We start from the raw sequence: 13,955 nt of genomic DNA on the forward strand, positions 1-13,955 counted from the left end.
CTGAAATGGAGGTCGGGAGAAAAACGAAACACCTCATGCTCCAATGATGGAGGAAAGCGGTCCCCGTGTCCGCACAAATATTGCGGATCAGGCCAGAAACTTGTGCGGTGCGATAGATGCGATACCTGCCTCGCAAAGGAGCGACGGCAGGTATCGACGTCGGGATGTCAGGCACCGGACAGGTCCGGCCCTGCGCGGTCTCAGACCGACTTTCGCTTGCGCTTGGCGCCGGGATTTCCTGCAGCGCCCCCTTCCAGAACGGATAGTGGCGGCTTGCCCTTCTCGGCCTTCGCAGGCTGATCCACAGGCGCGGCATTCTCCTCGGGGCCTTCCGGCGCACCCAGGACGGACGTGTTCTCGGTCGTTGCGAGCTCCTGATACGCCTTGCTCCAATGCTCGTCGTGACGACCTTCCGGCCGGCCTTCGGATTCCCACAAGGCATAGGCCCGCTTCTTGATCAGGTCTTCGTCTTTCTCGGTCATGGCCTTCTCCCTTTACTAATCGGACTACCGCCACTCCCAAATCGAGGAGGGTCGATTTGGTTCCCGGCAGGTTGGATATTTTGCCTGTCCCGGCGCTTCCCGAGAGGAGGAGCGACGAGACGTTGCGGGATCGGAGGCTGCCGGCGTTCCCTACCGCCGAAGCCGCTGGATGGCGGTCGAAACCGCCCTATCTAGTGCTGATGGATCGTCTCGGCGCAGGCCCGTCTGCCAACGCGACGATCCCGATCAGTCACTGCCGCCTCAGGCGGCCTCCCGGAGTGTGTCATGAGAAAACGGATTGTTCTAGCCATTGCAGCGGCATCGACCTTCATCGGACTGTCGCCGGCCGCCGCACAAACGCCGAAGATCGAAGATGTCTGCGTTCAGGTCGCCAAGCACCTGCTCCTTGCCGATACGCTCCAGACCGGCGTTGTCCAGTCCTTTCCGGAGCTGAAGCCGCCAGGGGCGCGCCTGACCTACTCGACGCGCGAAGGCGTGGAAAAGAAGGACATGGTCGATTCTATCGAATGCGAATTTCAAAACACAGCTGCGCCCTTCAACCTGCAGCGTTTCTGCGTCTCCAGCACATGCTATGGCCCGGATGAGCGCAACGAGGCGAACAAGCGCCGTTTCGAAGAGGTTCGTGCGCTCCTGCAGCGCGACGGGATGTGATCTAGAAACATCCGCGTATAAACCCGAAAGCCATCGCGTCGCCGCGATGGCTTTCGTCTGATGGAAGGCAGGGGTGCTTTGTCTAAGCCTCAGCGCACGCCGACGCCAAAGGCATGCAGCGTGTTCCGACAGGCGCGCTGAAAGCACTGGGCGGGGCCTTCAAGGCCCGAGGCCTGGCGGCTGACACGCGCGCCTTCCAGCAGCAGAAGCAACGTGTCCGCCAGAGTTTCCGGCTCCTCCGTGCCGGTTCGCCGGCAGAGATCCGTCAGCTTGTCGCGCTGCAGTATCTTGAAATTTTCGATGACCGCATGGGCGGGATGATCCGCCTCTTTCAACTCGATCGCCGCATTGGCGATATCGCATCCGGATGGCTCGCGTTGAAGACATTCGGAAAGGGCGGTTACCCAGGCGCCGAGCTGGGCCTTTGCATCATCGGGAAAGCGCGTTTCGATATCCGCCCACATCGCACCGCTTTTTTCGGAGGTGACCCGCAGGGTCTCACAGATAAGATCGTCCTTGGAGCCGAAGTGCCGATAGAGTGTCATTTTGTTGGTCGAGGCCGCCTCGGCGATGGCATCGACACCGATGCCGCGAATGCCGTGCTGGCGGAACAGCTCGCAGGCTGTCGACACGATCCGGTCTCGCGGAGCCACCTTCGCACCGGATAAACCGGAGGACGCTGCGGAATCCGGTTCCGGTTTCACAGTAGAGCCACGTTTGGCGTTTTTATTCACGACAGCGATTGACATGGGTGTGACCGTTCGGTAACAAATGACGTGTTACTTACCGGTAACACACCAAAGCATTTCGGTCAAGGACAGGCCTAACCCAGCCTGCCCCTGACTGTGGACGAGACGAAGGAGACGGCCATGAACATGGCGAATGACGATCTGACCCTGAGCGAGGTGCTGACCGATCCGATGATCCGCGCCGTAATGCGGGCCGATGGCGTGACCTCCTCGCAGTTCAAGACGCTGCTCTATTCGGCAGCGAACGCACTGGAGCACGCCAAGCCCGAACCCGGCGGCGCCCGGACCCATGCCGCGAAGCTTCTTGCCGCCCCCAAGCGACGCCTGCTCGCGATGGTGCACCCGCTGGCCGTTCGCACGGGCTCTGCCTGCGCTGCCTGCTATTGAGCGCCGCGTTCATCTCGCCGGCGAGGCTCTGACCGGGCCCGCCTGCGAGCACCACGCCCTGTTCCCGGGCGAAACGAAACCCGACCGGAAGGACCTCCTCCGGTCGGGTTTTTTTCGCGTTAAGTTCCTGCGGATCACGTTACACGCGAACAGCAAGTTCCTCGAAGTCCTGCGTGCCGAAGAATTTCAGATAGCGCTCCACCTCGGCTGGATCGCCGGTCGCCTTGCGCGGGTTGTCGGATAGCTTGACCGCCGGTCGGCCATTGGCATCGATGACCTTGCAGACGATGGAAATCGGGTTCAGCCCGCTGACCTCCGTCGGCGCGCAATCGGCAAAATCATTGGTCAAATTGGTGCCCCAGCCAAAGCTCATGCGCACCCTGCCCTCGAAATGCCGGTAGGTCTTGATGATCATGTCGACATCAAGCCCGTCGGAGAAGATCAGCAGCTTCTCTCTCGGGTCGCGGCCATGGGCCCGCCACCAGTCGAGAATGCGCTCGCCGCCTTCGATGGGCGGGGCACTGTCGGGGCGGAAACCCGTCCAGTCGGCGACCCAGTCGGGGGCGTTCTTGAGAAAGGCCGCTGTCCCGAAGGCATCGGGCAGGACGATCAGCAGGTTGCCGCCGTAAAGACGATTCCAGTCCTGCAAAACCTTGTAGGGTGCATCCGCAAGCTCGGCATCGCTGTTGGCAAGAGCTGCCGCCACCATCGGCAATTCGTGGGCGTTGGTTCCGAGCGCCTCGAGATCCGTATCCATGGCAAGGAGCACATTGCTGGTGCCGGAGAAGGACTCCCCGATTCCTTCTTTTAGCGCCTCAACGCACCAGCGCTGCCACAGGAAGGAATGGCGACGCCGGGTGCCGAAATCCGAAATGCGCAGGTCCGGCACCGCCCGCAGCTGCTCCACCTTCGACCACATCTTCGCTTTTGCACGTGCATACAGCACATCGAGCGCAAAGGGCCCCATATCCTTCATCGCCGTGCGCGAACGCAGTTCGTTGACGATGGCGAGAGCAGGAATCTCCCACATGCTGGTATGCGTCCACTTTCCGGGGAAGGTCAGCTCGTACTGACCGTGCCGGCGCGAGAGTTCGTAATCCGGAAGCTGGAAATCGGCGAGCCAAGCGAGGAAATCCGGCGAGAAGATCTGCTTGCGGCCATAAAAGGTGTTACCCGCCAGCCAGATCATTTCCTTCTTGGTAAAGCGCACCGTACGCACGTAATCCAGCTGCTCGCGCAATTCCTGCTCATCGATCTCCTCCGTCAGGAGCACCGTCTTGGTACGGTTGATCAGGGAGAAGGTCGCATCGACATCCGGGTAGAGCCGCCAGATCATCTGCAACATCAGGAGCTTGTAGAAATCCGTGTCTAGGAGACTGCGTACGACCGGATCGAGCTTCCAGGCATTGTCGTAGACGCGTCGCGCAATATCCGTCTTCGTCATGCCATATCCTCGTATCCGCGTGAACGGCGGGGCCGTGCGGACATTCCTCCTGCGCTGCTCCATCGTTGGCGCAGCATGCATCCTCTTCATGCCATGCCGGGCTATGGCCTGCAACATTGCGAATGTGCGAACATCACATTTCGTAACACTTCAGATTCACATAATCTCATCGATAATGTTGTCTTTCGACCGAATGATGTTTACATAGGGGTGGACAAAGGGATGTGGCTTTGAAACCGGACGATCGGCGACAGGAGATCATGGATATCCTGATGGAAGCGGGCTCCGCGTCTGTCGAGGATCTGGCCCTGCGCTTTTCCGTGAGCAAGATGACCGTCCATCGCGATCTCGACGATCTCGAGCAGGCCGGACTCCTTCGCAAGGTTCACGGCGGTGCATCGATCCAATCCAGCGCCCATTTTGAGAGCGATTTCCGATACCGCGAGAAGATGGCCGCAGAGGAAAAGCGGCAGCTCGCATCCCATGCCGCGACGCTCGTGGAGCCGGGACAGATCATCATCATCGATGACGGTTCGACGGCCGGTGGCCTTGCCGAACATCTTGCCACGATACGGCCGCTGACGGTGATCACCAACAATCTCTCCGTGATCGTCAAGCTGACCGCCGTATCCGGTATCGAGGTCATCTCGCTCGGTGGCCAGTACAGCCGCAAGTTCAACGGCTTCTTCGGGATCGTGACGGAGGAGACATTGTCGTCGCTCCGGGCGGATATTGCGTTTCTCTCTTCCTCCGCCATTCAGGGAGCGGCCGCGTATCATCAGGATCAGGAAGTGGTGAAGACCAAACGGCAAATGATGCGGTCGGCAAGCCGTAGCTATCTCATGGTAGACCACGCGAAATTCGGCAAGCCCGCCCTGCATTTCCTGACCGGGCTGGACGGCTTCAGCGCGGTCATCACCAGTAACCGCATCGACGGTGGCCATGAGGCCGCGTTGGGGGATGCGGGGATCCCCATTATCAAGGTCTGACGACCGGAGCTACGACGAGGAGTATGCAGTGACGACGAATGGCATCTGGGTTGGAACAAGCTGGAAGATGAACAAGACGCTGAGCGAGGCCATGGCCTTTGCCGACGGTCTGGCGGCCAGCGACGGCGCACGCGACCCGCGCATTCAGCGCTTCGTCATTCCCCCGTTTACGGCTGTTCGGGAGACGAAGCAGCGGCTCTCCAACACCAGCGTCAAAGTCGGCGCGCAGAACATGCATTGGGACGATGACGGCGCCTGGACCGGCGAGATCTCGGCACCGATGCTGACAGATTGCGGGCTGGACCTTGTTGAACTCGGGCACAGCGAGCGGCGCGAGCATTTCGGCGAGACCGACCGGACGGTCGGCCTGAAGACGGCCGCCGCCGTTCGCCACGGGCTGACACCGCTGATCTGCATCGGGGAAACGCTGTCCGAGCGCGAGGCCGGCGAGGCCGACGCCGTTCTGAAGCGGCAGGTCGAAGGCGCGCTTTCCGGACTTGCGGGCACAGATCGACAAAAGCCGGTTCTCCTGGCCTACGAACCTGTCTGGGCCATCGGCGTCAACGGCATTCCTGCATCGGCAGACTATGCCGACGAGCGCCACGCCCGGATCGCCGAGGTCGCCGAAGCCTGCCTCGGCGTCAGGGTTCCGGTTCTCTATGGTGGCAGCGTCAACCCGCAAAACTGTGTCGAACTGATCGCCACGCCGCATATCGACGGCCTGTTCATCGGCCGCTCCGCCTGGAACGTCGCCGGCTATCTCGACATCCTCACGCGCGTTTCATCCGCCCTCTGATCTCCCCTCCGATAACGAAAGCCTGAAAGGAAACAGTCATGAAAATTGCCATTGGAGCCGACAGCGCCGGCAAACCGCTTCTCGACGTCATCGCCAAGCATCTCGCGACACGCACGGATCTCGAGGTGACGGATCTCAGCCAGCAAGGCTTTTATGCCGACCTGTCGGAGAAGCTCGCCCAGACCATCGTCGCCGGCGAGAACGAGCGCGGCATCCTCTTCTGCGGCACCGGAATCGGCGTCAGCATCTCGGCCAACAAGGTGCCCGGCATCCGCGCGGCGCTGACGCACGACACCTATTCGGCGGAACGCGCCGCGAAGTCAAACAACGCCCAGATCATCACGATGGGCGCCCGCGTCATCGGCCCGGAACTTGCCAAGGCGATCGTCGATACCTGGCTTGCTTCGGAGTTCGATCCGAATGGCTCTTCGGCCGACAACGTCAAGGCGATCGATCGCCTCGACACGGCGAAGTAGCCCACGCGACGCCGTCTTTCGCAGGTGCCCGGATCCGTGCGCGCGATCCCGCTTCGCAAACGCCCGGCAGTGATGCCGGGCGTTTGTCGTCGGTCACGGGGTGACTGCATGTCGCCCGAAAGTGTGCAGCGGTTTCGGGAAACGACATGCATCAAACAGACCTTGAAGCGCGCTGCGTGAATCCTTCTCACGCGACGCGCTTTAAGCGCGGACGTGCAGGAGACGCAAGGCGTTGATGGTGACGAGCACGGTCGCGCCGGTATCGGCAAGGATCGCGGGCCAGAGACCGGTGATCCCGACAACGGTCGTGACGAGGAAGATGGCCTTAAGGCCGAGCGCGACCGCAATGTTCTGGCGGATGTTTGCCATGCAGCGCTTCGACAAAGCGATCAATGCTGCGACATCGGCGATGCGACCGTGGAGGATCGCCGCATCCGCGGTCTCCAGAGCCACATCCGTTCCCCCGCCGATGGCGATGCCGACATCGGCTGCCGCGAGCGCCGGTGCATCGTTGATACCATCCCCCACCTTGGCGACGATGGCGCCTTGCGCCTTGAGTTCGCGAACGATCGTCTGCTTGTCCTCGGGCAAAAGTTCTGCGCGAACGTCGATCTCGAGATCGCGCCCGACAGCCTCTGCAACGCGCCGATTGTCGCCGGTCAGCATCAGCGTGCGGATGCCACCGGCCTTGAGTGCAGCAAGCGCTTGCCGCGCATCCTTGCGCGGCTCGTCGCGCATGGCGATGGCGCCGGCGATCTGCCCGTCGACGACCAGCACCGACACCGTCCTGCCGTCGTCGTTAAGCCTCTGGACAGCACGTGCCTGTTCTTCCGTCAGCGGCGCGATATCGCCAGCCGCCCGGGGGGAGCCCAGGAAAAGGTCCTGCTGGCCGACGTTTCCAGCAACCCCTTTGCCCCCCTTCGCCGACACATTTTCGGCGGCGGGATAGGGGATGCCATCCCTCTCCGCGCGGGCGAGAATGGCGAGCGCCAGCGGATGGCTCGAACCGGCGTCAAGTGCAGCCGAGAGCCGCAGGACATCGCTCGCCTCGACGGTGAAGGACAGGATGTCCGTGACCTCGGGGCGTCCCTGGGTCAGCGTTCCCGTCTTGTCGAACGCCACGGTATCGATCGTGCCGAGCTTTTCGAGAACGGCTCCGCCCTTAACCAGCAGCCCCCGACGGGCGCCGGCGGACAAGGACGCGGTAATGGCGGCGGGCGTGGAAATCACCAGTGCGCACGGGCAGCCGATCAGGAGGATGGCGAGCCCCTTGTAGACCCATTCCGACCAGGAACCATCGGCCAGGAGCGGCGGCAGAATGGCAACGAGTGCGGCGACAAGCACCACGCCGGGTGTGTAATAGCGCGAGAACCTGTCGATGAAGCGCTCGGTCGGCGCCTTTGCCTCCTGTGCTTCCTCCACGAGGCGAACCACCCGGGCAATCGTGTTGTCGGCGGCCGCTGCCGTGACCGTGACGCGCAACACGCCCTCGCCGTTGACGGTGCCGGCAAAGACCGGATCGCCGCCAGCCTTGCGAACAGGCACGCTCTCGCCGGTCACAGGCGCTTCGTCGATCGCGCTTTCCCCTGAAAGAATCTCCCCGTCCGCAGGGATGCGGTCACCAGGCCGGATACGGATGACGTTGCCGGGCGCGAGCGTCTCCGCCGCCACCTCCCGCGTCGTGCCGTTGTCATCGAGAAAGGCCGTCTTCGGCACGAGGTCGGTCAAAGCCTGGATGCTGCGCCTTGCCCGGCTGGCGGCCACACCCTCCAGCAGTTCCCCAACGAGAAACAGGAAGACGACAGCCGCAGCCTCCTCGCCCGCATCGATCACGACCGCGCCGATCGCTGCGATCGTCATCAGCATCTCGATCGAGAACGGCGTTCCCGCCAGCGCCGCCATGACGGCACGCCGGCCGATCGGCACGAGTCCGACCAGCAGAGCGATGAGGAACGCCGGGGACGCCAGCGTGGGAAGAACATGCCCGACCGCATAGGCCAGCACCAGGGCAGCGCCGCAGAGAAGCGTCAGCCGCCCTTTCGCCGATGCCCACCAAGGCCCGGACATCGGTCCATGGTCGTGACCATGCAAGCCGGCGGGTGGGGCGTCGGCCGTCATCGTCGAAGGCGCTTCGCGCGCGTGATCGCCGGGAGATCCGTGTTGATGGTCGCCCTGATGGCGGCCAGCGCGGTCGGCGCTGTCGTGATCATGCTCGGCATCAGCGTGAGGCGCATGTCCGCCGCAACAGGTTGCCGCCTGCACCGTCGATTTTGGCTCCGCGCGTCTTGCCGGCGCGGTCTTGTAGCCCAGGCCGGAGACTTTGCGTGCGACAGCGGACAGGTCAGCGGTCTCGTCATGGTGAACGATCATGCCTTGGGTCGTGACCGAGACGGCGACATCGGAAACGCCCGGCATTCGCCGCACGGCCGTGTCGATCTTGGATGCGCAAGAGGCACAGTCCATTCCTTCAACGTCGAATCGCGTCTTCCGCATCTCGCCCATCATCATCTCCGTCACTTGATACGAGATGGTGTAAAGGCTCTAGCGACTAGAGCTACAAGGGAAAAGGTTCGAAAGATCGAGATCTCCGCATCCACGCCGTGCATTCGCGCGTAGGACTGTCATGACGGAGATCGGGACACTGACGGACAATCCGGACACGCAGGACGACAAGGCTTTCCTCCCAGCGCATCGGCCGCTGATCCTCACGGCCGAGATGGAGGAAGCGGCGCAGGTGCGGTTCGACCGGCTCCGGCGCCTGCATTTTCCGTCAGAGCGGAATTGGTTATCTGCCCATCTGACGCTCTTCCACGCCCTCCCCGGCGAAGAGAGAGTGACCATCGAACAGCATCTTACAGAACTGACCGCTGGGGTGGGCCCCATCACCACGTCGGTCGAAGGCGTTCGCTTCCTGGGAAACGGCGTCGCTTTTGCCCTGTCGAGCGGGGCGCTGCAGGACCTCCGCGCGGCGTTCGCGCACCGGTGGCGCGACTGGCTGACGCGACAGGATCAGCAGGGATTCAGACCGCATGTCACGGTGCAGAACAAGGTCTCTCCCGAGACGGCACGCGCGCTTCAGGCACGGCTGTCCGAAGATTTCGCTCCCTGGGATTTCGCGGTGACCGGGCTCCGTCTCTGGCATTATGACGGCGGTCCCTGGGAGCCGGCCGCGCACGTGTCCTTTTCCTGAGACGTTCAGGTGCGGATGCGGTGGCCTTCTTCCGGGTCCGCATCGGCGCCCGCTTCAAGACGTTCGCTGTAACGGCGCATCATCTCGAGCTGGACCTCGGTCTGGAAATCCATGACCTGATGATGGATGTCGTCCTCGCCGCAGCCGAGCGTGAGCAGATCGTCGGCCAGGCGGCGGCAGGCCGTGCGCCAGTAGGTGACTGCAGCCTGGCCGTGAACGGCCTCCAGTTCGGCCGCGCAACGGCGGATCAGGTTTGTCCGTCCGGACAGCGGAAATGCAATGATCCCGCCCTGCATGTCCCGGGCGTCGTGTCCTGTCGTCATGGTCAAACCGATTCTCCTTCTGTCACCCTGATGTAAGGAGATTTTGGTTAACGCTTCGTATCCGGCCCCTTGGCGACGTCCCCTTATGTGACAAGCGTCACGGCCGTGGCATTGAGCACCAACAGGGCGTCGGCCGGCGCGAGACGGACCTGCAACCCCCGCTGGCCGCCATTGATATAGACCAGAGGTTCTGCAAGGGCTGCCGCCTCGATGTAGGTCGGCACCGTCTTTTTCTGCCCGAACGGGCTGATGCCGCCGACATGGTAGCCGGTGAGCCGCTCGGCCGCGGCCGGCTTCATCATCGCGGCGGACTTGCCCGAAGCGGCAGCGGCAAGCTTCTTCATGTTGACCTCGCGGTCGGACGGCACGACGACGCAGACTGGTTTGCCATCGACCTCCGCCATCAGCGTTTTCAGAACGCGGTGCGGCGGCTCGCCCATGGCGTCTGCAGCGGCCATCCCGATGCGATCGACGGACGGGTCGTAGTCGTAGCTATGGGTGGTAAAGGCGATTGCCGCGTTTGTCAGCGTCTGTGTCGCACGTGTCGTTTTCGACATGGCTCAATTCCCGAAGACGGTCTCATACACTTCCGGCCGGAAGCCTGCGGTCAACGCGCCGTCGAAATCGAGGATCGGGCGTTTGATCATGGACGGATTGGCCAGCATCAGGGCAATGGCCTTCTCTTCATTGAGCTCCTGCCGTTCCCTGTCCGGAAGCTTACGAAACGTCGTTCCCGCTCGATTCAGAACCGTTTCCCAGCCAAGCGCCGCGCACCAGCCGGACAGAGAGGCTCGATCGATGCCTTCGGCCTTGTAGTCGTGAAAGCGGTAGGCAATGGTTCGGCTGTCCAGCCAGTTCCGAGCCTTCTTCATCGTGTCGCAGTTACGAATGCCGTAGAGGGTCACGGGCACGATCAGTCCTCCAGCGCGCCCGCCTTGCGGCCCGCTCGCGTCATGTCTGCACAACCGATCTTCATCAGATCGTCGCGACGGCGGGCAAAGCGGGCGGAGGATCGCGTAACGACGAGCCCTGCCTGTGGCGCGTGCACCTCCACATCATCCTCCGGAAAGCCCGGGCGCGGAACGAGAACGGCCAGGAGGTCTCCGGCATCGACACGATCTCCGACGTCGCGATGAAACAGAATCGTACCGGGAACGGGCGCCTTGATCATTTCGATCGTATCAAGAGCAAAGGCCGGTCCGGAATAGGCCGCAAGTGCCGGCGCGCTTCCGTCCACGATGCCGCGTGCCTGCAGAAAGGCCCAAAGCCCATCTGCGTCGCGCCGTGCCACGTCCGGGCCGACGTCGCGACGCCCACGCAGCTCCATCGTCACCGAGAGGTAACCCGGGAGCGAGACGCCCTTTCCACCCTTTTCTTGTTTCCACGCATAGGAAACAGCCTCTTCAAACGCCGAGCTTTCCCCGTCGGACAGGAAAACGGCGTCCATTTCCAAGGCCGATGCAAGGTCGGAAGCTTCGGGCCAGAACGCGCTATCGATATAGGCATAGGGCAGCGACTCGTCGTCGCAGTGAAGATCGAGCACAAGATCCGCCCCAACCGCGCGGAAAAGCAGCTCCCGCTTCAAACGCTCCGGTGCGGTGAACTGGTCCAGATCAAGCAGCAGGGCGTGACGCTCGGACGCGGCGATCAAGGGAAAATCCCGATTGAAGTTCCCGCGTGACCCCAGATCGAAACGACCCTGCATCTCACCGAAATGCGACTGTGCTGCGCCGAGAGGGTTTGCCTGCGGCACGACGGTGATGTCGCCCCGGATCGCCCCTGCCGCTTCCGCCTCGCGAAGTCGCGCGCAAAGCAGGTGAAGCGTCGCGACACCCGGCAACTCGTTGGAATGCAGAGCTGCCTGAAGATAGACCTTCGGCGTGGAGCTGGCCTGCGAACCTGAAAACTCCAGAACAGGAATGCGCCAGCTCACTTCCGGCGTATCCCCTGGGATATTGATCGCGTCCTGCTTCAACCGAATCTCCCTCTCGTTCTGCATCTATAGCCGAACCGCTGCCTCGTTCAAGAACGAAGAGTGAACAAGCGCGTTAACGAGCGGCGATATGAAGGACAAAGCGAAAGGACCGGTGCGTCACGGCGTGTAGCGTGCCAGTCCTTCGCGGGGCGCTATTCCCACTCGATCGTTCCCGGCGGCTTCGACGTGATATCGTAGACCACGCGGTTGATGCCGCGGACCTCGTTGATGATGCGGGTCGCCGTGCGGCCGAGAAAGGTCATGTCGTAGGGGTAGAAGTCGGCCGTCATTCCGTCGACCGAGGTGACGGCGCGCAGGGCGCAGACGAAATCGTAGGTGCGGTAGTCGCCCATGACGCCGACGGTCTGGACCGGAAGCAGCACGGCGAAGGCCTGCCAGATCACATCGTAGAGACCCGCCTTGCGAATTTCATCGAGGTAGACGGCATCGGCTTTGCGCAGGATGTCGAGCTTTTCGCGCGTCACGCCGCCGGGGCAACGGATGGCCAGACCGGGGCCTGGGAACGGGTGGCGGCCCACGAAGCGCTCGGGAAGACCGAGCTCGCGGCCGAGCGCACGCACCTCATCCTTGAAGAGTTCGCGCAACGGCTCGACCAGCTTCATGTTCATGCGGGCCGGCAGCCCACCCACATTGTGATGGCTCTTGATCGTGACGGAGGGACCGCCCGAGAAAGACACGCTTTCGATGACGTCGGGGTAGAGCGTTCCCTGCGCGAGGAACGCCGGCGCGCCCTTGCCGTCTTCGGCGATGCGCTTGGCCTCCGTCTCGAAAACATCGATGAAGAGGCGACCAATGGTCTTGCGCTTGACCTCGGGATCGACCTCGCCGGCAAGCTCGGTCAGGAACAGGTCCGATGCATCGACATGGACAAGCGGGATATTGTAGTGATCCCGAAACATCTTGATCACTTCATCCGCCTCGTTGAGGCGCATCATGCCGTGATCGACGAAGACGCAGGTCAGCTGGTCGCCGATCGCTTCATGGATGAGAACGGCAGCGACCGAGCTGTCGACGCCGCCGGAGAGCCCGCAGATCACCCGGCCATCCCCGACATCTTCGCGTATCTTGCGGATCATTTCGGCCCGGTAGGCGGCCATGGTCCAATCGGACTTCAGGCCGACGATCTTGTGCACGAAGTTGGAAAGCAGCTTGGCGCCATCCGGCGTGTGCACCACTTCGGGATGGAACATGGTGGTGTAGTAGCGGCGGCTCTCATCGGCGGCGATCGCAAACGGCGCATTCTCGGAGGTGGCGATGACCTCGAAGCCATGCGGCAGCTGCGTCACACGGTCGCCGTGGCTCATCCAGACAGGATACCGTTCGCCGACCTGCCAGAGCCCCTCGAACAGCGGACTTGCCGCCTTGATCTCGACATCTGCGCGACCGAATTCAGCGGCATGACCACCTTCCACGGTGCCGCCCAGCTGCACGCACATCGTCTGCTGGCCGTAGCAGATGCCAAGGAGGGGAATCCCGCTGTCAAACACCGCCTGCGGAGCGCGCGGGCTGCCTTCCGCCGTGACGGACGCCGGGCCGCCGGAGAAGATGACGCCTTTCGGCGCCATGCGGGCGAATGCATCCTCGGCATTGTTGAAGGGATGGATCTCGCAATAGACGCCGGCTTCGCGAATCCGGCGCGCGATGAGTTGCGTCACCTGGCTGCCGAAATCGATGATGAGGATGCTGTCGGGATGGGCTATCTCGGTCATGCCTGGCCTTTTCACGCGCGGGATCATCCCGAGCCTTTAAATAAACGGGCCGGCAAGTGCAATGTCTAACCCGCGCTCTCCTGCCTCAAAGGCCGAGCGCGCCCTCTGCCGTCGCGGCTTCCAGCCGATCGAGAACACCGGCAAGCTTCTCGTCGATGACGTGCAGATAGGCGGTCCAGTCGGAGACGTGGCGGAGTTCCGCCTTGCCGTCGGAAATGCCGCGCAGCGCCAGCAAGGGCACGCCGAAGACCTGGCAGGCACGCAGCACGGCGAAGGTTTCCATGTCCACCATATCGGCGGCGATATCGGAATAGGCGGATCCGGACACGATATTGCCACCTGTGGAGAGGCTTGCTTCCGGCACGCCCGGAATGCGCAGCGGCAAGGGAACGGTGACGGGAAGGTCGAGGAAGGGCGTTGCTCCTTTCTCGAATCCGAGCGGCGAAGCATCCATGTCGCGATAGGCAACCGAGGTCGCCTGGTAGACCCCTGCCTGCTCGAGCGAGGCGGAGCCGGCCGAGCCCAAGGATACGACCAACGCCGGCAATCGGTTTGCGCCCGAAAGCTGAGCGAGGGCGCGGGTGACCATGACCGCCGCCTCCACCGGCCCGACGCCGGTCATCAGCGGCGTTATCCGCGTCCTCAGATGCGGGCCGTACTCCGCCTCGACCGCCATGACGTAGAGGATCGACTGTTCGCCAACCTGCTTCAGCAGGTCTACGGGCATCGTGCCCGGTGTCGG

The 13,955-nt window shown here is 62.6% G+C and carries 16 protein-coding genes; 6 read left to right on the forward strand and 10 right to left on the reverse strand.

Annotation, left to right across the window (positions count from 1 at the left end):
• Positions 1 to 200: 200 nt before the first annotated feature.
• Complete coding sequence (locus tag ASG03_RS05550; RefSeq protein WP_062692734.1) at positions 201 to 482, reverse strand: DUF2934 domain-containing protein; 282 nt, start codon at positions 480 to 482, stop codon at positions 201 to 203.
• Between the two features lie 285 nt (positions 483 to 767).
• On the opposite strand from ASG03_RS05550, the gene ASG03_RS05555 reads away from it, so the two are divergent.
• Complete coding sequence (locus ASG03_RS05555; protein WP_062470966.1) at positions 768 to 1,154, forward strand: hypothetical protein; 387 nt, start codon at positions 768 to 770, stop codon at positions 1,152 to 1,154.
• Positions 1,155 to 1,243: 89 nt separating this feature from the next.
• On the opposite strand, the gene ASG03_RS05560 is transcribed toward ASG03_RS05555, so the two are convergent.
• Entirely contained in the window at positions 1,244 to 1,903 is a 660-nt protein-coding gene (locus ASG03_RS05560; RefSeq protein WP_062692736.1) for a TetR/AcrR family transcriptional regulator, read from the reverse strand.
• A gap of 120 nt (positions 1,904 to 2,023) precedes the next feature.
• Here ASG03_RS05560 and ASG03_RS05565 point away from each other — a divergent pair, with 120 nt between their 5' ends.
• A complete protein-coding gene (locus ASG03_RS05565; RefSeq protein WP_062600806.1) occupies positions 2,024 to 2,290 on the forward strand; it encodes a hypothetical protein in 267 nt (88 codons plus the stop codon).
• A 139-nt stretch (positions 2,291 to 2,429) separates the two neighbouring features.
• Here the strand turns inward: ASG03_RS05565 and pncB are convergent, their stop codons facing one another.
• Positions 2,430 to 3,734, reverse strand: coding sequence for a nicotinate phosphoribosyltransferase (gene pncB / locus ASG03_RS05570; protein ID WP_062470976.1), 1,305 nt, complete (start codon positions 3,732 to 3,734; stop codon positions 2,430 to 2,432).
• Positions 3,735 to 3,964: 230 nt separating this feature from the next.
• Between pncB and ASG03_RS05575 the strand changes: the two genes are divergently transcribed.
• From ASG03_RS05575 to derI, 3 genes are read left to right on the forward strand one after another with little or no spacing between them, the layout of a single operon-like run.
• Positions 3,965 to 4,723: a DeoR/GlpR family DNA-binding transcription regulator gene (locus ASG03_RS05575; RefSeq protein WP_062692739.1), complete on the forward strand. Its 759-nt coding sequence runs from the start codon at positions 3,965 to 3,967 to the stop codon at positions 4,721 to 4,723.
• 28 nt (positions 4,724 to 4,751) lie between these two features.
• A complete protein-coding gene (locus ASG03_RS05580) occupies positions 4,752 to 5,519 on the forward strand; it encodes a triose-phosphate isomerase (RefSeq protein WP_062692741.1) in 768 nt (255 codons plus the stop codon).
• A 38-nt stretch (positions 5,520 to 5,557) separates the two neighbouring features.
• Positions 5,558 to 5,995 carry a D-erythrulose-4-phosphate isomerase gene (derI, locus tag ASG03_RS05585; protein WP_062692744.1) on the forward strand — a complete coding sequence of 146 codons (438 nt, stop codon included), beginning with the start codon at positions 5,558 to 5,560 and terminating at the stop codon, positions 5,993 to 5,995.
• Between the two features lie 201 nt (positions 5,996 to 6,196).
• Here derI and ASG03_RS05590 read toward each other — a convergent pair whose 3' ends face one another.
• Positions 6,197 to 8,497: a heavy metal translocating P-type ATPase gene (locus ASG03_RS05590; protein ID WP_062692746.1), complete on the reverse strand. Its 2,301-nt coding sequence runs from the start codon at positions 8,495 to 8,497 to the stop codon at positions 6,197 to 6,199.
• 121 nt (positions 8,498 to 8,618) lie between these two features.
• On the opposite strand from ASG03_RS05590, the gene ASG03_RS05595 reads away from it, so the two are divergent.
• On the forward strand, positions 8,619 to 9,185 hold the full coding sequence (locus ASG03_RS05595; protein WP_062692749.1) for a 2'-5' RNA ligase family protein: 567 nt from the start codon (positions 8,619 to 8,621) through the stop codon (positions 9,183 to 9,185).
• A 5-nt stretch (positions 9,186 to 9,190) separates the two neighbouring features.
• Here ASG03_RS05595 and ASG03_RS05600 read toward each other — a convergent pair whose 3' ends face one another.
• The 6 genes from ASG03_RS05600 to ASG03_RS05625 form a co-directional block, all read right to left on the reverse strand.
• Complete coding sequence (locus tag ASG03_RS05600; protein WP_062692751.1) at positions 9,191 to 9,508, reverse strand: DUF6074 family protein; 318 nt, start codon at positions 9,506 to 9,508, stop codon at positions 9,191 to 9,193.
• A gap of 83 nt (positions 9,509 to 9,591) precedes the next feature.
• A complete protein-coding gene (gene ybaK, locus ASG03_RS05605) occupies positions 9,592 to 10,065 on the reverse strand; it encodes a Cys-tRNA(Pro) deacylase (protein ID WP_062692753.1) in 474 nt (157 codons plus the stop codon).
• 3 nt (positions 10,066 to 10,068) lie between these two features.
• Positions 10,069 to 10,419, reverse strand: a complete 351-nt coding sequence (locus tag ASG03_RS05610) for an ArsC family reductase (RefSeq protein ID WP_062692755.1) — start codon at positions 10,417 to 10,419, stop codon at positions 10,069 to 10,071.
• Between the two features lie 2 nt (positions 10,420 to 10,421).
• A complete protein-coding gene (locus tag ASG03_RS05615; RefSeq protein ID WP_244475166.1) occupies positions 10,422 to 11,483 on the reverse strand; it encodes a succinylglutamate desuccinylase/aspartoacylase domain-containing protein in 1,062 nt (353 codons plus the stop codon).
• A 152-nt stretch (positions 11,484 to 11,635) separates the two neighbouring features.
• The gene (guaA, locus tag ASG03_RS05620; protein ID WP_062470997.1) at positions 11,636 to 13,213 is read right to left on the reverse strand and encodes a glutamine-hydrolyzing GMP synthase; all 1,578 of its coding nucleotides are present in this window, start codon (positions 13,211 to 13,213) and stop codon (positions 11,636 to 11,638) included.
• A gap of 85 nt (positions 13,214 to 13,298) precedes the next feature.
• A complete protein-coding gene (locus ASG03_RS05625; protein ID WP_062693056.1) occupies positions 13,299 to 13,940 on the reverse strand; it encodes a 5'-methylthioadenosine/S-adenosylhomocysteine nucleosidase in 642 nt (213 codons plus the stop codon).
• Positions 13,941 to 13,955 lie beyond the last annotated feature (15 nt).

Origin of the sequence: Rhizobium sp. Leaf341 (assembly GCF_001424325.1) — a bacterium.
Classification (GTDB): Bacteria; Pseudomonadota; Alphaproteobacteria; order Rhizobiales; family Rhizobiaceae; genus Ferranicluibacter.